This is a genomic window from Sphingomonas sp. CFBP 13603 (assembly GCF_014892665.1).
Classification (GTDB): domain Bacteria; phylum Pseudomonadota; class Alphaproteobacteria; order Sphingomonadales; family Sphingomonadaceae; genus Sphingomonas.
In genome coordinates this window covers 460,428-484,923 of record NZ_JADBIA010000003.1, presented here as the reverse complement: position 1 = coordinate 484,923, position 24,496 = coordinate 460,428, and the positions used below count along the sequence as shown (strand labels likewise).

At 66.3% G+C, this 24,496-nt stretch carries 23 protein-coding genes; 10 read left to right on the top strand and 13 right to left on the bottom strand.

The genetic code is table 11. The features are described from left to right. Positions 1-46: 46 nt before the first annotated feature. Both IFR23_RS07765 and gltX read right to left on the bottom strand, forming a co-directional pair. Complete coding sequence (locus IFR23_RS07765; RefSeq protein WP_192975355.1) at positions 47-712, bottom strand: TonB family protein; 666 nt, start codon at positions 710-712, stop codon at positions 47-49. A 521-nt stretch (positions 713-1,233) separates the two neighbouring features. Continuing rightward, positions 1,234-2,559, bottom strand: a complete 1,326-nt coding sequence (gene gltX / locus IFR23_RS07760; protein WP_192975354.1) for a glutamate--tRNA ligase — start codon at positions 2,557-2,559, stop codon at positions 1,234-1,236. A 97-nt stretch (positions 2,560-2,656) separates the two neighbouring features. Between gltX and IFR23_RS07755 the strand changes: the two genes are divergently transcribed. Further along, positions 2,657-3,595 (top strand): ribose-phosphate pyrophosphokinase, encoded by a 939-nt coding sequence (locus IFR23_RS07755; RefSeq protein WP_055874773.1) that lies wholly within the window; start codon positions 2,657-2,659, stop codon positions 3,593-3,595. Positions 3,596-3,844: 249 nt separating this feature from the next. Here IFR23_RS07755 and IFR23_RS07750 read toward each other — a convergent pair whose 3' ends face one another. Together IFR23_RS07750 and IFR23_RS07745 are read right to left on the bottom strand one after the other, a co-directional pair. Then, positions 3,845-4,174, bottom strand: coding sequence for a PilZ domain-containing protein (locus IFR23_RS07750; protein ID WP_056064110.1), 330 nt, complete (start codon positions 4,172-4,174; stop codon positions 3,845-3,847). Positions 4,175-4,218: 44 nt separating this feature from the next. Then, positions 4,219-4,749: a sterol desaturase family protein gene (locus tag IFR23_RS07745; RefSeq protein ID WP_192975353.1), complete on the bottom strand. Its 531-nt coding sequence runs from the start codon at positions 4,747-4,749 to the stop codon at positions 4,219-4,221. A 198-nt stretch (positions 4,750-4,947) separates the two neighbouring features. Here IFR23_RS07745 and sucC point away from each other — a divergent pair, with 198 nt between their 5' ends. From sucC to IFR23_RS20420, 4 genes are all read left to right on the top strand, one after another. After that, positions 4,948-6,150, top strand: a complete 1,203-nt coding sequence (sucC, locus tag IFR23_RS07740; protein ID WP_056053980.1) for an ADP-forming succinate--CoA ligase subunit beta — start codon at positions 4,948-4,950, stop codon at positions 6,148-6,150. Between the two features lie 245 nt (positions 6,151-6,395). After that, on the top strand, positions 6,396-7,142 hold the full coding sequence (locus IFR23_RS07735; protein ID WP_192975352.1) for an electron transfer flavoprotein subunit beta/FixA family protein: 747 nt from the start codon (positions 6,396-6,398) through the stop codon (positions 7,140-7,142). Further along, on the top strand, positions 7,139-8,068 hold the full coding sequence (locus IFR23_RS07730; protein ID WP_192975351.1) for an FAD-binding protein: 930 nt from the start codon (positions 7,139-7,141) through the stop codon (positions 8,066-8,068). Before IFR23_RS07735 ends, IFR23_RS07730 begins: the two co-directional genes overlap by 4 nt. A 466-nt stretch (positions 8,069-8,534) precedes the next feature. Next, positions 8,535-9,296, top strand: coding sequence for an energy transducer TonB (locus IFR23_RS20420; protein ID WP_192975350.1), 762 nt, complete (start codon positions 8,535-8,537; stop codon positions 9,294-9,296). On the opposite strand, the gene IFR23_RS07720 is transcribed toward IFR23_RS20420, so the two are convergent. Beyond that, complete coding sequence (locus IFR23_RS07720; RefSeq protein WP_244655505.1) at positions 9,282-10,412, bottom strand: acyltransferase family protein; 1,131 nt, start codon at positions 10,410-10,412, stop codon at positions 9,282-9,284. The genes IFR23_RS20420 and IFR23_RS07720 overlap by 15 nt on opposite strands. A gap of 95 nt (positions 10,413-10,507) precedes the next feature. Here IFR23_RS07720 and IFR23_RS07715 point away from each other — a divergent pair, with 95 nt between their 5' ends. Next, positions 10,508-11,749 (top strand): dipeptidase, encoded by a 1,242-nt coding sequence (locus tag IFR23_RS07715; RefSeq protein WP_192975349.1) that lies wholly within the window; start codon positions 10,508-10,510, stop codon positions 11,747-11,749. 145 nt (positions 11,750-11,894) lie between these two features. Here IFR23_RS07715 and IFR23_RS07710 read toward each other — a convergent pair whose 3' ends face one another. The 6 genes from IFR23_RS07710 to IFR23_RS07685 all read right to left on the bottom strand — a co-directional run bounded on the left by IFR23_RS07710 (position 11,895) and on the right by IFR23_RS07685 (position 17,546). After that, positions 11,895-13,130 (bottom strand): MFS transporter, encoded by a 1,236-nt coding sequence (locus IFR23_RS07710; protein WP_192975348.1) that lies wholly within the window; start codon positions 13,128-13,130, stop codon positions 11,895-11,897. Continuing rightward, a complete protein-coding gene (locus tag IFR23_RS07705) occupies positions 13,130-13,663 on the bottom strand; it encodes a hypothetical protein (RefSeq protein ID WP_192975347.1) in 534 nt (177 codons plus the stop codon). The genes IFR23_RS07710 and IFR23_RS07705 overlap by 1 nt, the downstream gene beginning before the upstream one ends. Before the next feature lie 59 nt (positions 13,664-13,722). Next, positions 13,723-14,748, bottom strand: coding sequence for a histone deacetylase family protein (locus IFR23_RS07700; RefSeq protein WP_192975346.1), 1,026 nt, complete (start codon positions 14,746-14,748; stop codon positions 13,723-13,725). Between the two features lie 91 nt (positions 14,749-14,839). After that, entirely contained in the window at positions 14,840-15,448 is a 609-nt protein-coding gene (locus IFR23_RS07695) for a 2'-5' RNA ligase family protein (protein WP_192975345.1), read from the bottom strand. 167 nt (positions 15,449-15,615) lie between these two features. Continuing rightward, on the bottom strand, positions 15,616-17,181 hold the full coding sequence (locus tag IFR23_RS07690; RefSeq protein WP_192975344.1) for a lysine--tRNA ligase: 1,566 nt from the start codon (positions 17,179-17,181) through the stop codon (positions 15,616-15,618). 59 nt (positions 17,182-17,240) lie between these two features. Further along, complete coding sequence (locus IFR23_RS07685) at positions 17,241-17,546, bottom strand: hypothetical protein (RefSeq protein ID WP_056053958.1); 306 nt, start codon at positions 17,544-17,546, stop codon at positions 17,241-17,243. A gap of 261 nt (positions 17,547-17,807) precedes the next feature. Between IFR23_RS07685 and IFR23_RS07680 the strand changes: the two genes are divergently transcribed. Then, positions 17,808-20,507 carry an ATP-dependent DNA helicase gene (locus tag IFR23_RS07680; RefSeq protein WP_192975343.1) on the top strand — a complete coding sequence of 900 codons (2,700 nt, stop codon included), beginning with the start codon at positions 17,808-17,810 and terminating at the stop codon, positions 20,505-20,507. Between the two features lie 8 nt (positions 20,508-20,515). Beyond that, positions 20,516-21,052 (top strand): SixA phosphatase family protein, encoded by a 537-nt coding sequence (locus IFR23_RS07675; protein WP_192975342.1) that lies wholly within the window; start codon positions 20,516-20,518, stop codon positions 21,050-21,052. Positions 21,053-21,317: 265 nt separating this feature from the next. On the opposite strand, the gene IFR23_RS07670 is transcribed toward IFR23_RS07675, so the two are convergent. Together IFR23_RS07670 and IFR23_RS07665 are read right to left on the bottom strand one after the other, a co-directional pair. Further along, positions 21,318-21,842, bottom strand: coding sequence for a YceD family protein (locus tag IFR23_RS07670; RefSeq protein ID WP_192975341.1), 525 nt, complete (start codon positions 21,840-21,842; stop codon positions 21,318-21,320). Then, positions 21,839-22,345, bottom strand: a complete 507-nt coding sequence (locus IFR23_RS07665; RefSeq protein WP_244655504.1) for a ubiquinol-cytochrome C chaperone family protein — start codon at positions 22,343-22,345, stop codon at positions 21,839-21,841. The genes IFR23_RS07670 and IFR23_RS07665 overlap by 4 nt, the downstream gene beginning before the upstream one ends. 134 nt (positions 22,346-22,479) lie before the next feature. Here IFR23_RS07665 and IFR23_RS07660 point away from each other — a divergent pair, with 134 nt between their 5' ends. Both IFR23_RS07660 and IFR23_RS07655 read left to right on the top strand, forming a co-directional pair. Further along, on the top strand, positions 22,480-22,983 hold the full coding sequence (locus tag IFR23_RS07660; protein WP_192975340.1) for an outer membrane protein assembly factor BamE: 504 nt from the start codon (positions 22,480-22,482) through the stop codon (positions 22,981-22,983). A gap of 273 nt (positions 22,984-23,256) precedes the next feature. Continuing rightward, complete coding sequence (locus IFR23_RS07655; RefSeq protein WP_192975339.1) at positions 23,257-23,907, top strand: glycosyltransferase; 651 nt, start codon at positions 23,257-23,259, stop codon at positions 23,905-23,907. Positions 23,908-24,496: the final 589 nt, after the last annotated feature.

Sequence of the window (24,496 nt, the reverse complement as noted above, 5' to 3'; positions counted from 1 at the left end):
GATAGGGGGGCGGGGCCGGCTAGGCCAGCCCCGCGCCTCGCAAGCTTTAGTTCTGGAGCACGAACGTCAGCGCCATCGATCGCCATGCCTCGACCGGAACGCCGTCGCGTGTCGCCGGCTTGAACCGCCATTTCGCCAGTGCGCGGTCGAGCGTTGCCCGGTAGAACGCGTCGGTGGTCGCGCTGACCCGCTCGACCTGTTTCACGCGACCGTCGATGCCGACCAGCACGCGCACCACGACCCGGCCCTCGCGCTCGGCGCGGCGTTCCTCGGATGGGTAGCTCGGCTGGAAGTCGGCGGCGTATCGCGGGTCGATGCCGGGCTGGACGAACAGCGGCGGCAATTTCGGCGGATCGACCGCGACGGTGCCGGTGCCCGCGCCTTCGACTCCGATCGGCGGCGTGTAGGGGAGCGGATCGGGGGCAACCGTGAAGCCGGTCTCCGTCTGCGTTGGTACCTGCGGGATCGGTGCATCGGGACGCGGGGCCGGCCGCGGTTGCTGGCGGATCAGCGGATCGGCGGGCGGGGTTGGCTCGGGCGGCGGTGGCGGGGTGTACGGCACGTAGGTGACGAGTGGCTTGTCGGGCACGAACGGCAGCACGTTCGGCGCTGCGAAGAACAAGGCTCCGATCACCGCGCAGTTGATCGCCAGCGCGACGCCGAGGCTCCCGGGATTGAATCCGCCCGTCCGGTTCAGTCGATCCGCGTACATTACCGTCTCCTTCGCTTCTCCTCGAGGATGGCGGCGAGATAGGTACCGCCGGTTGGGATGGTACATCATTACATTTTGGGGGCAAGGGGGTTGGAGGGGCGGTGAGGGAATGTCTTGGGCGCTATTTTATCGACGTTTCGTCGGCGTCGAATACGATCGCGATTTGCTCGACCAGCCGGAATGGTTCGACGCACCAACCGATCAGGTTTGCAGCGTTCTCAGTCCCACCGCCACCACCCCGGCGGAGGCCGGGGCCCAGTTGGGGACATTGCTAACTGAAGCCGGCGCTACGTTACTGCGACCTTTCCAACTGGGCCCCGGCCTCCGCCGGGGTGGCGGCGTTGGGGAAGGTGGGAGGCTTCTTTCGACCGCAACTAAAGTGACTGCGGCGAAGTATAGTTGTTACGATTGGATCGGCCGCAGCCCGCCCTTCCTTGCTCTCCCGCGAAGGCGGGAGCTCAGACTGGGCTCCCGCCTTCGCGGGAGAACATGCTTTTTCGGGCGAGCTTGTGGGAGCTCAATCAGCGCGCCGCCAACCGCTCCAAAGCCCGCTCGCGCCCGATCAGCGGCAGCAGCGCCGCCATGTCCGGCCCATGATCGCGCCCGGTCAGCGCACGGCGCAACGGCAGGAACAACGCCTTCCCCTTCCGCCCCGTCTCCACCTTCAACCGCGCCGTCAGCGCATGCCAGGGGTCGCTCGACCAGTCGATCTCCCCAGTGGCCGCCAACGCCTGATCGAGATACGCCGCATCGACGTCGCCCGCGACCGCAACCGGCCCCTCGATCACGCCCCACCAGTCCACCGCATCCGCCAGCGTCACGAGGTTCGGCCGGACCGCCTCCCAAGCCGCCACATCCATGCCCTCCGGCAACCGCTCGGCCACCGCCTCATACGGCAGAGCATGGAGGATCCGCGCGTTCAGTGCCGCCAGTTCCGCCTCGTCAAACCGCGCCGGCGCGCGGCCGAACCGCGAGAAGTCGAACCCCGCGATCAGCGGCGCGGCGTCGGTGATCGGTTCGACCGGATCGCTCGTCCCGATCCGCGCGAGCAGCGCGCGCACCGCCTGCGGCTCGATCCCGACCTCGCGGAAATGATCGACGCCGAGCGAGCCGAGCCGCTTCGACAGTTTCCCCTCCGCCCCGGTCAGCAATGCTTCGTGCGCAAACCGCGGCGGCGTGACGCCGAGCGCGGCAAACATCTGCAACTGGAGCGCGGTGTTGGACACGTGATCCTCGCCGCGCACCACGTGCGTCACGCCCATCTCGGCATCGTCGATCGCCGATGGCAGCATATACAGCCACGACCCATCCGCGCGGCGGATGACCGGATCGCTCATCGTCCTCGCCTCGAAATGCGCCACGCCGCGGATCAGGTCGTCCCACGCGATCGCCGAGTCGTGATCGAGCTTGAACCGCCAATGCGGCTTCACCCCGTCCGCCTCCAGCTTCGCCTGTGCTTCGTCGTCCAACGCCAGCGCCGCCCGATCGTAGATCGGCGGCAACCCGCGCCCCGCCTGGATCTTCCGCTTCAGGTCTAGCTCCTGCGTCGTCTCGTACGCCGGGTACACATGCCCGCTCGCCACCAGCGCCGCGAACCGCGCCTCGTACAAAGCGAACCGCGCCGACTGCCGCTCCTCCGCATCCGGCGTCATCCCGAGCCAGTCGAGATCGGCGCGGATCGCGTCGACGAAGCGCTCTTCGCTGCGTTCGGGATCGGTATCGTCGATCCGCAGCACGAACGTGCCGCCATTCGCCCGCGCGAACATCCAGTTGTGGAGGGCGGTGCGGATGTTGCCGACGTGCAGGCGGCCGGTGGGCGAGGGGGCGAAACGGGTGATCACGGTCATCCCGCCGCTGTACGGAGCGGCGGGTCGGCGGGCAAACCCTTCCACGACACGATTCGTGCGCCTAAGGGGTGCGCGTGATCGAGCGGGGAAGACTTTCATGAAACTGATGACCGGCAATTCGAACCTGCCACTCGCGCAGGAGATCTCCGCTTATCTCGAGATCCCGCTGACCGACGTCAGCGTGCGGCGGTTCGCGGACGAGGAGGTCTTCGTCGAGATCAACGAGAACGTCCGCGGCGAGGACGTGTTCGTGATCCAGTCGACCGGCTATCCCGCCAACGACAATCTCATGGAATTGCTGATCATGATCGACGCGCTCAAGCGTGCGTCGGCACGGCGCATCACGGCGGTGATCCCGTACATGGGCTATGCGCGGCAGGACCGGAAGCCAGGCCCGCGCACGCCGATCTCGGCCAAGCTGGTCGCGAACCTGATCACCGTTGCCGGTGCCAACCGCGTGCTGTCGGTCGATCTGCATGCGGGCCAGATCCAGGGCTTCTTCGATATCCCGACCGACAACCTCTATGCGGCACCGGTGATGTCGGCGGATATCCTCGCGCGGTTCAAGGGCAAGAATTTGATGGTCGTGTCGCCCGACGTCGGCGGCGTGGTGCGCGCGCGCGTGCTCGCCAAGCGACTCGACAACGCCCCGCTCGCGATCGTCGACAAGCGCCGCGAGCGCGCGGGCGAGTCGGAGGTGATGAACATCATCGGTGAAGTCGAGGGACGCTTCTGCATCCTGATCGACGACATCGTCGATTCGGCGGGCACGCTCTGCAACGCGGCCGCTGCGCTGAAGGAGGCGGGGGCAGAGGATGTCGTGGCCTATGTCACGCACGGTGTTCTCTCGGGTGGCGCGGTCGCCCGAGTCGAAGGCTCGGAACTGCGCGAGCTGGTGATCACCGACTCGATTGGGAATCACGAGGTGATCAAGGGCGCACACGGCAAGATCCGCCACCTCCAGATCGCGCCGCTGCTCGGCGAGGCGATCAAGCGGATTGCGGACGAGACGAGCGTATCGAGCTTGTTTGATTGACGGACGCAGGCGCGGCCACGTCCGCGCCGATGCTCGCATAGCGGGCAGCGTCCGACTCGGCCGGCGGTTCGGTAATGCCGAACCGACCGACGGCGGCTTTGCCGACGTGGTGCTACCGTTCGCAGTAAAACATGTTGAAGCAGTTTACGGTCGGCAAAGCCGCCGTCGGATGGGTTCGCCTTGGCACCACCGGCCGAGCCTGCAATTGCGCACCGCTACGCGTGCGCACCAGCGCGGGCGTTGCCGCGTCTATCGCTGGCTTAGCGCCACGATATGCTCGAACACCGCCGGGTGCAGCGGCTTGGCGAACGCGCAGCCGTATTTGAACTTGTCACGCCACGCGACCACCGCTTCGAGCGCCGCCAACCCTGGCAGCGTCAGCCACACCACCGTCCCGGGCCACAAGGTGAAGCTCGTCTCCGCGCGAAACCCCGAGAGCGACAAATCCGTCACCTCGATCTCGAATCGCGTCTGACCCCGATCGCGCAGATGCGCGCGCATCTTGACGGCCTTGCGTAGCGCCTGACGGAGCTCCTCGCCGGTCGGTTCGGCGGGGGGGATGGGGACGGGCTGTGTCATGTCCGGAACACTGCTCCCTAAGTGGTTACCATTCTCCAAACGCCTTACGATTCGGCGGCTTGGGATTTGGCGGAACGCGGCTGCACCGGGGCACGGATGCCGGCACGCGAGCGCCGCTTGAGTTCGGCCTTCAGATCCTCGGGCCTAGGCGCGACGAGGAAGCCGAAGCTCACATTGCCCTCCTTCGTCTCGACGACATGATGCAAGCGGTGCGCCTGGACGATCCGCTTCATGTATTTCGACTTGGGCAGATACCGGGTCGGGATCCGCTGGTGCACGATAACGTCGTGGAACCCGAAATAGATCGCGCCATAGGCGGCGATTCCCGCACCGATCCAGGCGAACCCAGGCCACCAGCCGAGCTGCACGCCGCCGAGCAGCAACACGAACGACGGCACTGCGAAGATCGCCGCATACAGGTCGTTCAGTTCCCAATTACCGTGACGCGCGCGGTGGTGACTCTCATGCAGGAACCAGCCGAAGCCGTGCATGACCCAGCGGTGCGCGGCATAGGCGAACGCTTCCATGCCGATCACGGTGCCGAGGAACAGGAGGATGCCGAGCCATATCGCCATGTACATCATATAGGGGCGGTAAAGCGCCACGGCAAAAGGCGAATTGTCCTAGCGGGAACCGAGTTTATTCCGCGCCTAAACCACCTTGTTGCAAACGAGACGCAACTGCAAATGCCTTAAGGGTGGATTTGCCGCGCGCCCTGTGCTTTACGCCGAACCAATTCCCGAGTTTCCTAAAAATTGCGTGGAGCCTTCCCGATGAACATCCATGAATACCAGGCCAAGGAACTGCTGGCCAAGTTCGGCGTCCCCGTGCCTGCCGGTTTCGCGGCACTGACCGTCGAGGAGGCCGTCGAGGCCTCGAAGAAGCTTCCCGGACCGCTCTATGTCGTCAAGGCGCAGATCCATGCCGGCGGCCGCGGCAAGGGCAAGTTCGTCGAGCTCGGCCCCGATGCCAAGGGCGGCGTCCGCCTCGCCAAGACCGAGGACGAGGTTCGCGCGGCCGCGACCGACATGCTCGGCAACACGCTCGTCACGATCCAGACGGGCGACGCGGGCAAGCAGGTCAATCGCCTGTACGTCACCGACGGTGTCGACATCGACAAGGAATTCTACCTCGCGCTGACGCTCAACCGCACCACCGGCCGGGTGATGATGGTCGTCTCGACCGAAGGCGGCATGGACATCGAGGCGGTCGCGCACGACACGCCCGAGAAGATCCAGTCGATCGACATCGACCAGGCGACCGGCTTCATGCCGCATCACGGCCGTGCCGTTGCTGCAGCACTGAAGCTCACCGGCGATCTCGCCAAGCAGGCCGCGAACACCGCGTCGAAGCTGTATGACGCGTTCATGGGCACCGATGCTGAGCAGATCGAGATCAACCCGCTCGCGGTCACCAACGACGGCAAGCTGATGGTGCTCGACGCGAAGGTCGCGTTCGACGGCAACGCGCTGTTCCGCCACAAGGATCTGCTCGAACTGCGCGACGAGACCGAGGAAGATCCGGCCGAGCTCGAGGCGTCGAAGTACGACCTCGCCTACATCAAGCTCGATGGCGACATCGGGTGCATGGTCAACGGCGCGGGCCTGGCGATGGCGACGATGGACATCATCAAGCTCAACGGCATGTTCCCGGCCAACTTCCTCGACGTCGGCGGCGGCGCCAACAAGGAGAAGGTGACGGCGGCATTCAAGATCATCCTCGCGGATCCGAACGTGAAGGGCATCCTGGTCAACATCTTCGGCGGCATCATGAAGTGCGACATCATCGCCGACGGCATCGTCGCCGCAGCGAAGGAAGTGAACCTCTCGGTGCCGCTCGTCGTCCGTCTCGAGGGCACGAATGTCGAGAAGGGGAAGGAGATCCTCGCGAACTCCGGTCTCGCGATCGTCCCCGCGAACGACCTCGGCGATGCCGCGAAGAAGATCGTCGCAGAGGTGCAGAAGGTCGCGGCCTAACCGCCTTCGATCTCGCATACTGATTCTGCGAAAAGAGGGGCTCGGACGGAAACGTCCGGGCCCTTTTTCGTTGATGTCGCACACTGTTCGGCAGGTGGTCCGATCGGCATCTCCCCGTGACGCTACGGCATAGCGATGTTTCCATACCGGACTTGCGAAAACGACGCGAAACCGCCATCTGTCCGGCCAACGCCGCCGGGTAACCAGCGGGCGAAACGAATAGATTCACCTTGGAAGGAACCCCGATGAAGGTGCTGGTGCCGGTCAAGCGCGTGCTTGACTACAACGTGAAGCCCCGCGTGAAGGCGGACGGAACGGGCGTCGATCTGGCGAACGTCAAGATGAGCATGAACCCGTTCGACGAGATCGCGGTCGAAGAAGCGATCCGTCTCAAGGACAAGGGCGTCACCGAGATCGTCGTCGTCTCGATCGGCGAGCAGAAGAGCCAGGAAACGCTCCGCACCGCGCTCGCAATGGGCGCCGACCGCGCGATCCTCGTCGTCAGCGAGACCAAGGTCGAGCCGCTCGGCGTCGCCAAGATCCTCGCCAAGATCGTCGAGGAGGAAAAGCCCGACCTCGTGATCCTCGGCAAGCAGGCGATCGACGACGACAACAACCAGACCGGGCAGATGCTCGCCGGCCTCCTGAATTGGGGTCAGGGCACGTTCGCGTCGAAGGTCGAGATCGCCGACGGCTCGGTCAACGTGACGCGCGAAGTCGATGGCGGCGCCGAGACGGACACGCTGAAGCTGCCCGCGATCATCACCACCGATCTTCGCCTCAACGAGCCGCGCTATGCCTCGCTGCCGAACATCATGAAGGCGAAGTCGAAGCCGATGGCGCAGAAGACGCCGGCCGATTTCGGCGTCGACGTAACGCCGCGCCTGGCCACGCTGAAGGTGGTCGAACCCGCCAAGCGCTCGGCCGGGATCAAGGTCGCCGATGTCGACGCGCTGGTCGGCAAGCTCAAGGAAATGGGAGTCGCCAAGTGAAGACGCTCGTCTGGGTCGAACATGACGGTACGGCCGTCAAGGATGCCACGCTGTCGGCGGTGACCGCCGCATCGCAGCTCGGTGAAGTCCATCTGCTGGTCGTCGGCCAGAGCGTCGACGGCGTCGCTGCCGAAGCCGTGAAGATCGCGGGCGTCGGCAAGGTGCATGTCGCCGACGACGCGGCGTTCGCGCATGCCCTCGCCGAGAACGTCGCGCCGTTGATCGTCGAGCTGATGGCCAGCCACGATGCGTTCGTCGCGCCGTCGACCACGCACGGCAAGAATATCGCGCCTCGCGTGGCCGCATTGCTTGACGTCATGCAGATCAGCGACATCCTGTCGGTCGAGAGCGAGGATACGTTCACGCGCCCGATCTACGCCGGCAACGCGATCGCGACTGTCCAGTCGACCGACGCGAAGAAGGTCATCACGGTCCGCGGCACGGCATTCGCCAAGGCTGCGACCGAGGGTGGCTCGGGCGAGATCGAAGCGGTCGCATCGACCGGCGACAAGGGTCTGTCGACCTTCGCCGGCTCGGAGATCGCCAAGAACGAGCGCCCCGAGCTAACCAGCGCGAAGATCATCGTCTCGGGCGGCCGTGCGCTTGCCTCGAGCGACCAGTTCCACGCGATGATCGATCCGCTGGCGGACAAGCTGGGCGCCGGCGTCGGTGCGTCGCGCGCCGCGGTCGATGCAGGCTATGCGCCGAACGACTATCAGGTCGGCCAGACCGGCAAGATCGTCGCCCCGGAAGTGTATGTCGCGGTCGGCATCTCGGGCGCGATCCAGCATCTTGCGGGCATGAAGGACTCGAAGGTCATCATCGCGATCAACAAGGACGAGGACGCGCCGATCTTCCAGGTCGCGGACATCGGTTTGGTCGGCGATCTGTTCAAGATCGTGCCGGAATTGACGGCGAAGCTGTAGGCGAATGCCGCTGCGCGGGCGAAGCCTCGCGCAACAGCAAGCCCGGCCGGCGGCGCTCCAGCGCCGACCGACGACGCGGGATTTACTCCCGCGTCGCGCGCCACGAACGGGCGGGGTGACGTAGGTCGCGCCGCCTGTTTTTATGTCTGCCGAACGTAAAGGTCGGCGGATGTCAAACCGATGCGCTGACAAACGGGGGCTTGTTGCGTTCAAGCGACCACTACCCCGGCGGAGGCCGGGGCCCAGTTGGGCGCCGTCGCTTATAAGGCGTAGCGCTTCGTTACTGAGACCTTTCCAACTGGGCCCCGGCCTTCGCCGGGGTGGTGCTTGAGTTTGGCAGGCGACGCCTCTCGCGGTATTTGGTCTAAGCCCGATCGAGCCGATGCTGGCAAACCTCCGAAGCACTGACCTGCCTACAGCAACCCACCCCGTTGCCGCCCACCGCACGCCTCCCCAATTACCCAGCATGTACGGCGTCCACTCGAACCCGCGCGACCGCCTGATATCCGCTGCCGGCGCCGCGATGCTTTGCGCCGTGATCGGCTACGCGCTGATCCTCGGGCTCGGCGTCGGCATTCCCACCGCTATCCCCGATGCGCTGAAGACGTTTGCGGTTGGGCCGAAACCCCCTCCACCACCGCCGCCTGCCAAGATCATCCCCCGCCCCGCGAAAAGCCACCGCCCCGAAGGCGCCGCGTCCCCCGCCAACCTCCGCTCGAAGGCGACCGAAGTCGTCGTTCCCAAGCCGATCATCCCCCCGATCGTTCCACCGCCCCCGGTTATCGCCACACTGAAACCCGGCCCCGGCAGCGACGCCACCACGGGCTCGGCCCCCGTTCCCGGACCAGGGACCGGCGCAGGCGGCGAGGGAAACGGCACCGGCAGCGGTCGCTCCGGGAATGGCGACGGCGACGGTGGCGACGAGACTCCGCCCCGCCTCCTCAAGGGCCGCTTCAAGAACAAGGACTTCCCCAACGCCGAGGCGGTGATCGGTGCGGGCGGGATCGTCGGCGTGCGCTACACCGTCGAGACCGACGGCAGCGTCACGCACTGCATGGTCACGCGCTCCAGCGGAAACGGGGTGCTCGACGCAACCACCTGCCGACTGATCGAATTGCGCTTCCGCTACCGCCCCTGGCTCGATGCGGCCGGTCGGCCGGTCCGCTCGACCGTCGTCCATAACCAGGAATGGGTGAACCAGCTCGATCCGCCGTCACGCAGTAACTGAAGCCGATCGCCCCAGCCGGCCGCCACTGAGCACCCGCGCGATTGACGGCGAGAGCGCCATCAGCACCTGCCCCAGAGCGATCGTGACGCCGAGCACCAGCAACGGCTGGACCAGCAGATATGCCGGATACAGCCCCGCCCCCAGCGCGCCGGTCGCCAGCCCGATCATCGGCCCGAACAGCCACAGCAGCACCAGGTGATCGCAGAATGCGAGAAACCCGTACCGCTCGATCCCGCGCAATCGGTCCGCAACGTTGCTCCCAGCCAAGCCCCAGGCGAGCCGCCAGAACAGCACCGCGGAGGCCAATCGAAACACGATATCGAATGCCGCCATCACATGCGGATGTGCGTCGAAGAACGCGTTCCCGAGCAGCGCGGTCCACAGCCGCGGCGCGATCAGTGCGACGAATGGCAGCGCGCATAGGGCGACAGGCCACCCCGCTACCCGCTCCGCCACGCCAAATCGCCGCGCGGCGATTCCAGCGGTAAAGAAGAGCAGGATCTGCGGTCGCAGCAACAGCGGGACGTGCATCCCGGACACGCTCCACACCACCGCGATCAGCGCGACCACCGCCAGCCACGCGCTCGACGCGCGCACCAGAACCGGGGCGATCATCATGCAGACGAACAGGTCGCGCAGGAACGGCATCTGCACGTTGACGTCGTTCGCATGGACGAGCGGCACCAGTTCGTTGAGCGTCCAGCCGATGCTCGTCGGCGTTGGTGCCTTCAGGTTGCCGAACGCCGCCGCCGCCCCCACCAGCAGGATCGCAATCGCGTTCCACAGAACCATCGGCAGCAGGATCGTTCGCGCCTTGCCGAGCAGGAATGCGCCGTAGCGCTGGCGCGTCGCGGTCGAGACGACCAGCCAACCGGAGATCATCCCGAGCAGCGGCACCGCGCTACGTCCGAACACTTCACCGAGCACCGTTCGCAGCACCGCCTGCCAACCGAACGCCACCGCCGCCAATTCCTCGGCTGTGTGTCCGGTCCAGGCGTGGACGTAGACGATCCCCATGATCCCGATCAGCCGCGCGATCGCGATCGCGGTGGACAGGCGCGTGTCGCTGGTCCGGGCACTGCTTCCGACGGGTGTTTCGGTCGATCTGGTCTTCAAGTCCGCCACTTCGCGCTGGTTCGGCACGGCGTACCCGGCTTGTCGCGCGCGATCACCTCCTTCAGGATGAAACGGCCGTCACGGGGGACCAAGAGATGATCGCCGCCTTCCTGCTCATCGCCGCGCAGTCGAGCCCGGCCGCGGTGCCGGACCCGCAGATCGCGCGGCGCGTCGCGCACGTGCTGGAGCGCAGCCCGGTGATCGACGGGCATAACGATCTCGCCTGGGAGATCCGCGAGCTGCACGATGCGAAGGTCGAGGCGGTCGATCTCTCGGTCGACACCGCGCGGCTGCCAAACCCGCTCCAGACCGATATTCCCCGCCTGCGAAAGGGCCATGTCGGCGGGCAGTTCTGGTCGGTCTACATCCCCGCCGATGCGCCGCGCGCAGTAGAGATGACGCTGGAGGAGATCGATATCGTCCGCCGCTTCGTTGCCGCCAACCCGGCGGCGTTCGAACTGGCCACTACTGCCGCGGATATCCGACGGATCGAGAAGGCCGGGCGGATCGCCTCGCTGATCGGCGTCGAGGGCGGGCATCAGATCGACGGGCGGCTGTCAGTGCTGCGCCAGTATCGCGCGCTCGGCGCGGCGTACATGACGCTGACGCACGGCAAGAGCCTGAACTGGGCGGACAGCTCGACCGATGCACCGCGCGCCAACGGATTGAGCGATTTCGGGCGGCAGGTGGTCGCCGAGATGAACCGGATCGGGATGATCGTCGACGTGTCGCATGTGTCCGACGCGACGATGGCGGCCGCTTTGGCTGCGACCAAGGCGCCGGTGATAGCGTCGCACTCCAGCGCACGGGGGATCGCGGATGCGCCGCGGAATATCCCCGACGACCTGCTGCGCGCGATCGGCGCGAACGGCGGCGTGGTGATGGTGAACTTCTACCCGTCGTTCCTGTCGGGCGAGTGGCGAGCCTGGGATGTGGCACGCTCGGCCTTTGCGAAGTCGGTCGGCGTGCCCGCTAACGTCTATGGCGCCAAATCTCCTGCGCCGTTGGTAGCGTGGGACGCCACGCATCCGGAGCCGCAGGTCACCGCTGCAACGGTGGCCGATCATGTCGAGCATATCGCGAAGATCGCCGGTCACGATCATGTCGGGATCGGCGGCGATTTCGACGGGATCCAGGGGACGGGGCCGATCGGTCTAAAGGGGGTCGACGGCTATCCGCTGCTGTTCGCCGAACTGGCGCGGCGGGGGTGGAGCGATGGCGATATGGCGAAGCTGTCCGGCGGCAACGTCCTGCGCGTCATGGAGCGGGTCGAAGCGGTTGCGAAGGGGATGGCGGGTATGCCGCCGGTTGATGCAACGGACGTGGTGTCGCGGTAGAAGGGACGAGTGCTCGTTGCCCGAGTTTCGACCCACCCCGCCAAATCCCGTCACCCCAGCGAAAGCTGGGGTATCCCTTCGTATCAGATGACGCGTGCCAAACGACGATATCCCAGCTTTCGCTGGGATGACGGTGGGAGGTGCGTCACGGATCCGGCATTCGCTGCGGTACCGGCGGCTCCACCACCAGCGGCGGCACCGTGCGCAGCACCAGCCCGATCACCAGCGCCGCCACGCCCAGCAACAGGCAGAACGCCGTCACCCCCGGCCATCCGGCATGCGTCCACGCGAACCCGCCGGCCGATCCCAACACGCTCGACCCCATGTAATAGAAGAACAGATAGAACGCCGCCGCCTGCCCGCGCGAGCCCTGCGCGCGGCGCCCGACCCAGGCGCTCGCGATCGAATGCGCGCCGAAGAAGCCGATCGTCACGACCGCAATCCCGGCGATCACCAACACCAGCGGCGTCATCGCAGTCAGCGCGACGCCGGCGATCAACAGCACGACCGGGATCCAGAACACCTTCCGCCGCCCTAGTCGGCCGGCCAGCGTCCCGAACTTCGCCGAACTGACCGACCCCAGCACGTACAGCAGAAACACGCCGCCGACGGCTGCCTGGCTGAGGCCGTAGGGCGGGCTCATCAGCCGGAAGCCTGCATAGTTATAGATCGTGACGAACACGCCCATCAGCAGGAACGCCTCGAGATACAGCAACGGCATCGCGCGATCGGTGAACAGCGCGCCGGCACTCCGCAACAGCGCGCCCGGTCGTCCCACGCTCGGCGTAAAGTTGCGCGAGAGCGGCGCGAGCCGGCGGAATGCCTCCGCCATTGCGAGGCCAGCGACGCCGACTGCGGCGAGCGCCCAGCGCCAGCCCTCGAGATCGGCGACGATGCTGACGACCAGTCGCCCCGCCATCCCGCCGAGTGCGCTGCCCGCGATATACAGCCCCATCGCTGCGCCGACCGCGCCCGCATCGACCTCCTCCGCGACATAGGCCATCGCCACCGCCGGCACGCCCGCAAGCGCGACGCCGGTCATGAAGCGCAGCACGAGCAACCCGCTCCACCCCGGCACGACCGCCGCGGCCAAGGTCAGCGCGCCGGCCGCGAACATCGCCGCGATCATCAACGGGCGGCGGCCGACGCGGTCCGAGACGAATCCCGCGAACAGGATGCCGATCGCCAGCGGTCCGGTCGCGAGCGACACCGCCAGCGATGCGCCCTCCGCGGTCAACCCGAACTGCGCGGCGAACAGCGGCAGCAAAGGCTGCACCGAATAGAGCAGCGAGAAGGTCGAGAAGCCGGCAAACAGCATCGCGAGCGTCAGGCGACGATAGGCGGGCGTGCCGATCGCGATGGGAGTCGAAGCGGGGTCCATCAACCGACCGGACGCTTGAAGTAATGGAACGGCAACCACGACGATATGAGCCGCCACCCGTGCACTGCCATCGCGTCGGTATCCGGGCCGATCCCGACCATCCGGCGATACTCCCACGCGCGATCGGTCTGGACGAAGATCAGCCGGAACATGCCGGTGCCGACCAGTTCGCGGCCGTTTGCGCCTTCCTCCGCCATGATCGCCATCTCGTTGAACGCGTTGGCGCCTTGGCGGACGATATGGTCCGTGTCTTCGATTCCGTCGGCACGGCCCCCGCCGAAACGCTGCTGCGCCGCTTGCTTGCTGATGCCGATCAGCGCACCGATCTCGGTCCAGCTCAGCCCGGCGCGGCGACTGGCGTCGATCCAGCGATGCAGCGCCAGCCGTGCCTCGTCGGCAACGACATGCGCGGCCTCGATCATCGGGGGATATTCATCGCGTGCCACGCCCGCGAACGGGGTGCGTTCCTCCTGCCACGCCAGCGCAAGGCCGGCGGCGCGCTGGCGAAGATCAGTTTCGTCAGATGGTGTCATGGCGCGCTCCCGTCAAGATGATCTTGACGACACGTTATTGGAGCACTGATCCGTCACCGTCAATATGATCTTGACGATGCATCGAGCCCTGCGAGAAACGCCGCCACGTTATGGCCTAGCGCGTCGACCGCGTATCCCCCTTCCATGACGATGACGGTCGGCAAGTTGCGTGCCGCGATATCACGCGCGAGGACCGCGTAATCTGGCGTGGTCAACTTGAAGTGCGAGATCGGATCGCCCTCCCACGTGTCTGCGCCGAAGCTGACGACGAGCAGGCCGGGATCGAACGTGGCGATCGCGTCGAGCGCGGTCGTCTGCGCGGTGCGGAAGGCATCGATCCGCGTGCCGTGGGGGAGGGGAAGGTTCAGCGTAGTGCCGACTCCTTCGCCCTCTCCAGTCTCGTCGGCATGGCCCCAGTAGAACGGGTAGTCGGTCTTGGGATCTGCGTGGACCGAGGCGTAGAACACGTCGCCGCGGGCGTAGAAGATGTCCTGCGTGCCGTTGCCGTGGTGATAATCGATGTCGAGGATCGCGACGCGCGCGATACCGGCGTCGCGCGCGGCCTGCGCGGCGATCGCGGCGGTGTTGAGGTGGCAATATCCGCCGCAATAGTCTGCGCCGGCATGGTGGCCGGGCGGCCGGCTCAGCGCGAACGCGGCGCGGTCGCCATCGAGTACGGCGTGCGTCGCGGCGAGCGCGGACTGTGCGCTGCAGTAGGAGGCGGCCCAGGTCTCGGGCGTGATCGGCGTGGTCGCGTCGAAGCTGTGTGCGCCGATCAGCGCGTCGATCCGGGTGAGGTCGAGCGGACGGCGGCCGCGGATCGGGAAGGTGTAGGGGATCGCGTCGCCTTCCCGCCCCGCCTCGCGCCACAGTCGCGCGGCGTCTTTCAGGAACGCGACATAGGCGGGGGAGTGCACCGCGAGGATCGGTGCCTCGCCACGATCCTCCGGCGTCTCGACCGGACCGATCGCGTGCAGGATCGCGTCGATGCGCGCGGGCGTCTCGGCATAGGCGGTGAACGCGCCGTTGTGGAGTTCGCGCGCGGGCGCATGGGTTCGCTGGGCGTCGTCGAAGAACAGCCGCATTGTTGCTCCTTGGTGCGCGGTCACGAGGGAAGAACCAACCGATCGCGTCCGGGATCCTACGGGATCGTGCGCGCGCGGCAAATTCGAAGGCTCAGAACAGCGCCAGTTGCCGGTCGTCGTCACCGCTCAGCAGCCAGCGCCCGATCACGTCGTGCCGGGTCCGGCCGACATGGCTGTGGACCAGCACAAACGCATCCACGTCCCAGCCGATCGGCGCGATGTCTTGCGTGAACGGCGCGCCGTCACGGTAGCCTAGCGTCATGTGAGCACTCGAGCGAAAGCCGGCGCGGGCGCGTAGCCCTGCCGCCTCGCGCGCTACGGCGATCCGCTGGTACAAGGCGGCGAAGGATGCGTTCTGCCGGCGGTGACGCATCGCAATGGATCGATCGCTGCCGATCACGGTATCGAACTCGATCGCGAACGGCGCGGCCTCGACCGCATCGCCGATCGCCTTCAGGTCCCGCTCCAACGCCGTCGACACGCGATCTTGGTCGTCGAGGATGTCGATCGTGACGTGGAGGTGCTCGGGACGCAGCTTGTCTCCGTCGGTCTCGAACCACGACGCCGCAGCGGTGATCTGGCGCGCTAGCGGGAGTGGCGGGCGGAGCGCGAAGAACAGGCGATGACGCGCGAGCGGTCGATGAAACATGCCGGTTTCCGGATCGGGGGAGGCGGACTTGTTGCTAATATGTTCTACCACGGTCGTCTAGGTAGCGCGCGAAATCGAAGGGCTCCATCCACCACCCCGGCGGAGGCCGGGGCCCAATTTGAAAGGTCAGAGTAACGAAGCGTGGAGGGGAGTTAGCAACGTCCCCCAATTGGGCCCCGGCCTCCGCCGGGGTGGTGCATCGTTGCTAGTTCGCCCTTTTACCGCGCCAACGCCTCGGCGATCAGTTTCCGCGAGTTCGCCACGCCGTACAGCGCGATGAAGCTCCCCATCCGCGGGCCCTGTTCTGAACCTAGCAGCGTCTCGTACAGCGCCTTGAACCAGTCGCGCAGGTTGTCGAACCCGCCGGTCTTGCCGATCTCGTAGACGATGTTCTGGATATCCTCCGCGCTCGCCTCCGCGGGCAGCGCGGCGAGTTCCGCATCCAGCCGCTCCAACGCCGCGACCTCGACGCCCTCGGGGGCACGCCGCTTCAACGTCGGCGCGACGAAATCGCGGCTATAGGCGAGCGCATAGCCGATCAGACGGTCGAGCTCGGGATATTTCGCGGCCGACGCATCGGGCACGTAGTTGGCGAGATACCCCCAGACCTGCTCCTTGCTCGCATCGCCCATCACGCCGACGAGGTTGAGGAGCAGCCCGAACGTCACCGGCAGTTCGCCGGTCGGCAGCTTGCCGTCGTGGATGTGATGGACCGGATTGCCGAGCTTCTGCTTCAGGTCCTGGCCCGCATAATTGCCGCGGAACTGCCAATATTCGTCCACTGCGCGCGGGATCACGCCCATGTGCAGCGACTTCGCCTTCTTGGGTTCGCGGTATGCGTAAAACGCGAGCGATTCCTCGGGGCCGTAGGTCAGCCACTGCTCGAGGCTGAGCCCATTGCCCTTCGACTTCGAAATCTTCTCGCCATTCTCGTCGAGGAACATCTCGTAGTTGAAGCCCTCGGGCGGGCGCCCGCCGAGCACGCGCGCGATCTTCGACGACTGGGTGACCGAATCGATCAGGTCCTTGCCCGCCATCTCGTAGTCGACGCCGAGCGCGACCCAACGCATCGCCCAGTCGACCTTCCACTGGAGCTTTGCCTTGCCGCCGAGCACCGACTGCTCGATCCGCTGGCCTTCGTCCTCGAACGCGATCAGACCCGTCTCGGCGTCGATCACCTCGATCGGCACCTGCAGCACGATGCCGCTGGTCGGCGAGATCGGCAGCACCGGCGAATAGGTCGCGCGACGCTCGGCTCGAAGCGTCGGCAGCATCACGTCCTGGATACCCTGGAAGTGATGCAGCACGCCCTTCAGCGCCTCGTCGAAGCGGCCTGACGTGTAATATTCGGTCGACGACGCGAACTCGTACTCGAAGCCGTAGCGGTCGAGGAATTCGCGCAAGATCGCGTTGTTATGTGCGGCAAAGCTCGAATGCGTGCCGAACGGATCGGGGATTTGTGTCAGCGGCTTGCCGAGATGCTCGCGCAGCATGTCGCCATTGGGGACGTTGTCCGGAACCTTGCGCAGGCCGTCCATGTCGTCCGAAAACGCGATCAGCCGCGTCGGCGTGTCGCTCAGCGCGTGGAAAGCGTTCCGCACCATCGTCGTGCGCAACACCTCGTTGAACGTGCCGATATGCGGCAAGCCCGAGGGTCCGTAGCCCGTCTCGAACAGCACCGGGTCGCCCGACTTGCCGTTCGGATACCGCTTGAGGAGTTTGCGCGCCTCCTCGTACGGCCAGGCTTTGGACTCAAGGGCGGCGGTGCGGAGTTCATCGGTCATGATACAGCGCGACTAGCGCGTGCACTCTGATCCGTCACCCCCACCGCCGCATGCGCCTATCAGCGGCAACGATCCTTCGCAGTGATCGTCCGGTCGACCGCACGGCCACCGAGCGCACCCGCTGCACCGCCGGCCAGCGTGCCGAGCAAGCCGCCGCCGACCGCATTGCCGAGCACCGCGCCACCGACGCCGCCTGCGACGAGGCCGGTCGTGCCGCTCGAATGGCGGCAACGCTTGGCGCGGTAACGACGGTCATGCCCACGATATTCGCGCTTCGAGCGTGCCTCGGCCTTGCCCGTGGGGATCACGGCAGCCGCCGGAATTGCGAGCGAGAGCGCGCTCAGCGCCATGAGAAACTTCCGCATGATGATCGTCCCTGTTGATGTAGGTAAAGTTCGGTATCGATGGATGCGCAACGCACGTGAACCGTGCCGGTTGCGTAACGGCCGATATGGGTGAGTTTGTTGGTGGAGGCTTGCACAACCGCGAGGGGGCAGCACTTCAGGCCGAAACCGACGCCAGCGTGTTTCCCCGCGAAGGCGGGGATCCAGACTGGGCTCCCGCCTTCGCGGGAGAACAAACAGCGAGAGGTTGCCCTTTCGTTCTCATTGCCGCAAGGTCTCACGGTGCTTCGCTATCCTGCCCTCCACGCCAGCCACGCCGGCATCTGGATCGCGAATGCGGAGGGCGCGCGTCCGATCGGGCGAGGCGAGGCGATCCGGATCGCTGCCGATACGCCGGTCATCATGCTCAACGCGCCGCTGGTCGGGCAGCGACTCGGGTATCCCGATCTGTCGGGGCTCGACCTGCTCGAACTCTACGCGTTCCTTCGCCCGGCGCAGTTCGCGGTGCCGACGCCGAAGGGGATCGCGCGGGTTACCGGGCTCGACGTGCCGAGCGAAGATGCGGAGGTCGCGCCGTTTCTGTTGCGTGCGGCCGAGGCAATGCTGGCGCTTACCGATGGCGACTGGCCCGAGCGTGAGGGCGCGTGGACTGCCGCGCAATCGCTGTTCCGCCTCCGCTGGCCTTGGGCGCCGGTCGTCGCTGAGCGGCTCAAAAAGCCGGCGGTCAACGAACGTTGGCTGTTCTCGTCGCTCCCCGAATGGGAGGAGCACGCGCCGCGACCCGCCCCGCGTACCGTGACGATCGAGCCCGGCGATGCCGAAGCGCGGCTCGTCGACCTCACCGGCCACGGGGCCGAGGAACGCCCCGGCCAGCGCGCCTATGCCGGTGCCGCCACCGCCGCCTTCGCCCCGCGCGCGATGCGCGATACGCCGAACCTCGTCCTCGCCGAGGCTGGCACCGGGATCGGCAAGACGCTCGGCTACCTCGCCCCAGCCTCGCTCTGGGCTGAGAAGGCCGGCGGCGCGGTGTGGATCTCGACCTACACCAAGACGCTGCAACGTCAGTTGGGACAGGAAACCGCTCGCCTGTATCCCGACGCAGCAATCCGGAAGGCCAAGGTCGTCACGCGGAAAGGCCGCGAGAATTATCTCTGTCTGCTGAACCTGGAGGACGCGCTGCAAGGCGGGTTCGCGGGGCGCGCGGCGATCCTCGCACACCTCGTCGCGCGCTGGGCCGCGTATAGCGCGGATGGCGACATGGTCGGTGGCGACCTCCCCGGCTGGCTGCCGACGCTGTTCCGCCGCAACGGCTCGACCGCGCTAACGGACCGGCGCGGCGAGTGCGTGTATGCCGGCTGCCCGCACTACCGGAAATGCTTCATCGAGCGCGCCGCCCGCGCCTCGTCCGACGCCGACATCGTCATCGCCAACCACGCGCTGGTGATGGTCAACGCAGCGCGTGGCCGCGAACTTGCGACCCGGCCGACGCGCTACGTATTCGACGAGGGCCATCATATCTTCGATGCGGCCGATTCGATGTTCGCGACCGCGCTGACCGGTGCGGAGACGATCGAATTGCGCCGTTGGATCCTCGGCCCCGAGTCGAGCGGTCGCGGGCGCCGGCGGGGGCTCGCCGCACGCCTGTCCGATCTCGCCAGCTACGACGAGCAGGGGGCGAGGGCGATCAGCGATGCGGTGACCGCGGCGGGGGCGCTGGCGTCCGACGGTTGGTTGCAACGCCTCGGCGAAGGCGCGCCGTTCGGACCGATCGAGACGCTGCTCGCCGCCGTCCGCGGCCTCACTTACGCGCGGGCCGAACAACCCGGCGACGCGGGGTACGGCCTGGAGACCGAACTCGCCGAACCCGACGCGACGCTGATCGAGGCCGCAGCCCCTGCCGCCGCGGCGCTCGACGCACTCGTCCGCCCGCTGGTCACGCTCGGCCGCCGGCTTGAAGCCGTGCTCGCCGAAGCGCCCGACTGGATGGACGCGCCCGCCCGAGCCCGAGTCGAAGGCGCGATCGCCTCGATCGGCTGGCGGGCGGAGACGGTGGCGTCTTGGCTGTCGCTGCTCGCGCGCGTCGGCGGGCCGGTCGATGGCGATTTCGTCGACTGGCTCGCGGTCGACCGGATCGAGGGCCGCGAGTTCGATATCGGGCTGCATCGCCACTGGCTCGACCCGACCCGGCCGTTCGCAGAGATCGTCCTGAAGCCCGCCCACGGTGCGCTCGTCACGTCGGCGACGCTGACCGGCGGCGGCGATTGGGAAGTCGCCGAAGCCCGCACCGGGGCGCCGCATTTGTTGCGCCCGGCCGCCCGGTTCGAGGCGAAGAGCCCGTTCGACTATACCCGACAGGCCGAAGTGCTGATCGTCACCGACGTGAAACGCGGCGATATCGGCGCGCTCGCCAACGCCTATGCGCAGTTGATCGTCGCCAGCCGCGGCGGCACGCTCGGCCTGTTCACCGCGATCCGGCGTCTGCGCGGCGTGCATGGCCGCATCGCCGATCGACTCGCGCGCGAAGGCCTGCCGCTCCACGCGCAGCACGTCGATCCGATCGATACCGGCACGTTGGTCGACATTTTCCGCGATGATCCGGGGGCGTCGCTGCTCGGCACCGATGCGCTGCGCGACGGCGTCGACGTGCCCGGCGAATCGTTGCGGCTCGTTGTTATGGAGGGCGTACCCTGGGCCAAACCCTCGGTTCTGCACGCCGCGCGCCGGCTCGCGGGCGGTGGTTCGGCGTATGACGACCGGCTCGTTCGCGCTCGCCTTGCGCAGGCATTCGGCCGGTTGATCCGCCGCGCGGACGATTCCGGTGTGTTCGTGATGTTGTCCGCGGCGATGCCATCGCGGTTGCTCAGCGCGTTCCCGCCGGGAGTGCCGATCGCCCGCGTCACGCTCGAAGAAGCGGTGGCCCGAGTCGCAAGCCGGCTTTCCTCGCGAGCGTCGGTAGGGCATGAAAGCCGCGAACCGGCTTGAGGATTGCCATGAAGACGTTGACGCTGTTGCGCCACGCCAAGTCAGGCTGGGACGATCCGGTCGCACGCGATTTCGACCGCCCGCTCAACGCCAAGGGCAAGCGCGCCGCGGCGATGGTTGGGCGGCACATGCGGTCGCTGGGGTTGGCGTTCGACCACGCGATCGCGTCGCCGGCAGTGCGGGTTTCGGAGACCTTGGAGCAGATCGAATCGGGGTATGGCCGGACGATCGCGCCGGACCTGGATCGGCGGGTGTATCTGGCGTCGGCGGCGACGTTGCTGGATGTGGTGCACGGGTTTCCGGCCGAGGCGGAGAGCGCGTTGCTGGTCGGGCATAATCCTGGGTTGGAGGATCTGGTCCTGTTGCTGGTTGCGGATGGTGTCGATCCGTTGCGCGATGCGGTCGAGGACAAGTATCCGACGGCCAGTATTGCCGAGCTCCAGTTCGAGGGGGACTGGGCGAGCATTGCAACCGGCACCGCCCGCCTGACCCGCTTCATCCGCCCCCGCGATCTCGACCCGACCTTAGGCCCCGACGCGGACTAAAAAGTTGTTTCCCCGCGAAGGCGGGGACCCAGACTGGGCTCCCGCCTCCGCGGGAGAACAAGGGGTGGAGGTTCAAAAACGCGCACCGTCCCGATCGACTGGCCACCCCGGCGGAGGCCGGGGCCAAGTTGGGGGACGTCGCTAACGAAGGGCATCGCTTCGTTAGTCCCACCTTTCCAACTGGGCCCCGGCCTTCGCCGGGGTGGGGCGGGTGTGTGGATAGGCTAATCCCTATCCCTTACCCCTTATTTCCATAGCAGGCTGCTCAGCCCTTCTCCGCCATCCTCGCCTTAAGGTCCGAGAACGCATTCGCCGGACGGAACTCGTCCTCGCTGATGACCCCCGCGGCCGCCAGCGCCGCCGCCGCATTGGGCCCACGCGGGAACGGATCGATCGACAGTGCCAACGTATCCGCCGCCGCTTCGCCAAGGTCGATCGTGCCGCCCTCGATCGCGACCGTGTCCAGCGCGTCGTCGGACAGTTCGACCTCGTCGCCTTCCGAAACCAGCTGATCGACGAAGAGCAGCGCAACCGGCTCGTCGATCTTCGTATCGAGCGGTTCGTCGGTCACCGAGCACGCCTGCACCGCCGCGCCGGTCACGCGGCCCTTCACGACGATGCCGCTGTCGGTGCGCTTGATCCCCAATCGCGCGTCGAGTCGCGTGATCGAGAGCAGCGCGAACCGCTTCGCCAGCGCCGCGCGCTCGTCCTCGGTCGCGGCGATCTCGACGATCCGCTCGCGTTCGCCGATCGTGTCGAGGCGTTCGGGGCGGCTGAACTCGGGCTTCACGGCAATTCTCCAGATAACAGATTTGGTAGTGGCGTCGCAGCCAACCGCGCATGAAACGTCATCACCGACTCGCGGACATGCGTCAGCGCGGAATGGTCCGGCTGAGCACCCCGATACAGGTTCCGCACCAGAGCCGGCGCGATATCGCCCGCCGCCAGCCCATCCCTGTACGCGCCGAGACGGCCGCCAAGCATGCTCATCATCTTGCCGATATGCTTGCCGACGATGATGTCGCCGATCCCGATCTCGCGGAGCTGCCCGTCCATGTCGTCGACGAAGCGTTCCGCCAGCCGCGCGGCGGGTTCACCGCCAGCGGGCTCCGTCTCGAGACGCAGCATGACGATCGCCAGCAACGTCGCGATCATGTCGAAGCGCCCGTCGACCGTGTCCGGCACTGCGCCCTCGCGATACCAATGTTCTGCGCGCGCCCGACCGACGACGGCGTTGTACAGCGGCAGCGCCTCGTCGGGCTTCTCGCCGAGCAGTCTTCCCAACCAGCCCAAAATCCATCGTCCTCAACACGAAGCCGCGCTTCGGCTTGTTTGCCCGCGCATCCTCGCATATCGAGGCGATCGGCGGCCGATGCAATCGCGTGGGACCCGTCACGTGTTTTCGCGTGCCCCGGTTGGGAGTTTATATGAGCGTGTTTTCCGCCCGTACGGGTCTCGCCGCAGCACTTGCGGTCGCCGCATTGGCCAGCGGGGGCTGCACCCAGCTGCGCTCGCACCAGGGCTATGTCGTCGATACCGACCTCGTGAACTCGGTCCAGCCGGGCGTCGACAACCGCCAGTCTGTGCTCGCGACGCTTGGCAAGCCGACGCTTGCCGGACAGTTCGACCAGGGCGACTGGTATTATCTCGCGCGCGACAGCCGCAACCTCGCGTTCCGTAACCCGCGCCCGAATGCGCAGATCACGCTGCAGATCAGTTTCGACGCGAAGGGCACCGTAACCGCGATCCGTCGCGGCGGTCTGGAGCAGGTCTCCTCGATCAGCCCGTACGGCAAGAAGACGCCGACGCTCGGCCGCCAGCGCGGGTTCTTCCAGGATCTGTTCGGCAACATCGGCACGGTCGGCGCGGCGGGTGCCGGCGGCAGCGGCGGCGGCAGTAACACCGGCGGTGGCGGTCGCGATCGGCCTTGAGCGACTGGCATGACGTCTGTGGCCTGACCTGCGAGGGTTAGGCCGCACCGCGCTACACCGCGGTGCGGCCGGGCCGGGCATTGGTCGGCACCGATCCCGAAAGGGGGGAAAGGGATCAAGGACGTAATGTTCGCCGGGCAGGAAGGTTCAGCCCGTGCAGCAAGACGCGAGAGATATTTCCTAAACATCCGATTCCGACCCGAATGAATCCGAAACGGACATAACGTGGCGTACCTCCATGCAGCGGGGGTGCACGTGATCGAGTCGTTGTGGATGATCGACGTTTTCGCGCGCGAAACCATGTTGTTCGCGGGCGTCGGGCTGTTGCTGGGCGGGCTCGACGATCTGCTCATCGACGTGATCTTCATCGTGCTGCGGGTTCGGTACGGACGCCGCCCACGCCTGACGCTCGCGACATTGCCACCTCCCTCTCGACCGGGTCGGATAGCCGTGTTCGTTGCCGCCTGGGACGAGGTCGCGGTCATCGGCGGAATGCTGGCGACCGCGCTGGCACGCTACGATCACGACGACTACCGGATCTATGTCGGCGTCTATCCCAACGATCGCGGCACGATCGATGCCGTCGCGGAGGTTGCGCAACGGGATGCGCGTGTCCGAATGGTGATCGGCCCGCGTGACGGACCGACGACCAAGGCCGATTGTCTCAACACCTTGTGGCGGGCTCTGCGCCGTGACGACGCGCGGGAGGCGCTGCAGACCAAGGCGATCGTGCTGCACGATGCCGAGGACGTTGTGCATGCGCAGGAGTTGCGCGTCTTCGACAGCCTGATCGACCGATACGAGGTGGTGCAGCTGCCGGTGCTGCCGCTGGTCAATCGCGGCGCACGGCTCGTGTCGGGTCATTATGCCGACGAGTTCGCCGAGCCGCTTTGCGCGTTACCGCAACTTATGGCGAATGGCTGAAAGCGCCCAAACATGGACGTAGCGAGCCGGAGTTGGCGAGCCAGTAAGCGGCCGTTTGTTAATGCCGAAACCGGAACGCTAGTCAGAGGGTTTCGGCTGTCAGCTCAAACCCGATGTAGGATCGCTTATTGGTGACCACGAGCAGGACGCGGGTGATAGCTCCGCGCCACCCGAGCAGATCTGTCCGCTCTCAAGCACGCCAGAAACTGTGGTAGCCTTACCGGAATCAACAGAAACAAGACGTTGCCCGCCCCCATCCTTGACCGCGAACCGACATGTCCCGCTACTACTTTTCACGCAGCGCATCGACAGAACGTGACTATTGCCGTCGTAGTCGACCGCAGTTGAGATGATAGTCGCGGTCCGGACGGTTGCGGCCGGGTGATAATTATACCAGAAATTTAGTTTCGGCGAAGGCAGAGCGGCTACCGCTAATGCACCTACTCCAATGACAGCAGTGACCGCCAAGGTTCGACGTTTGGATATCATGATATGCCCCCGTTTTCCTGATCAAACTTGGTGGAGACCTGATGGAATGTCGAGGTTTAAAACCATGAATTTCGGCCTTTAAGCGGCCGTTCCGCTTTCC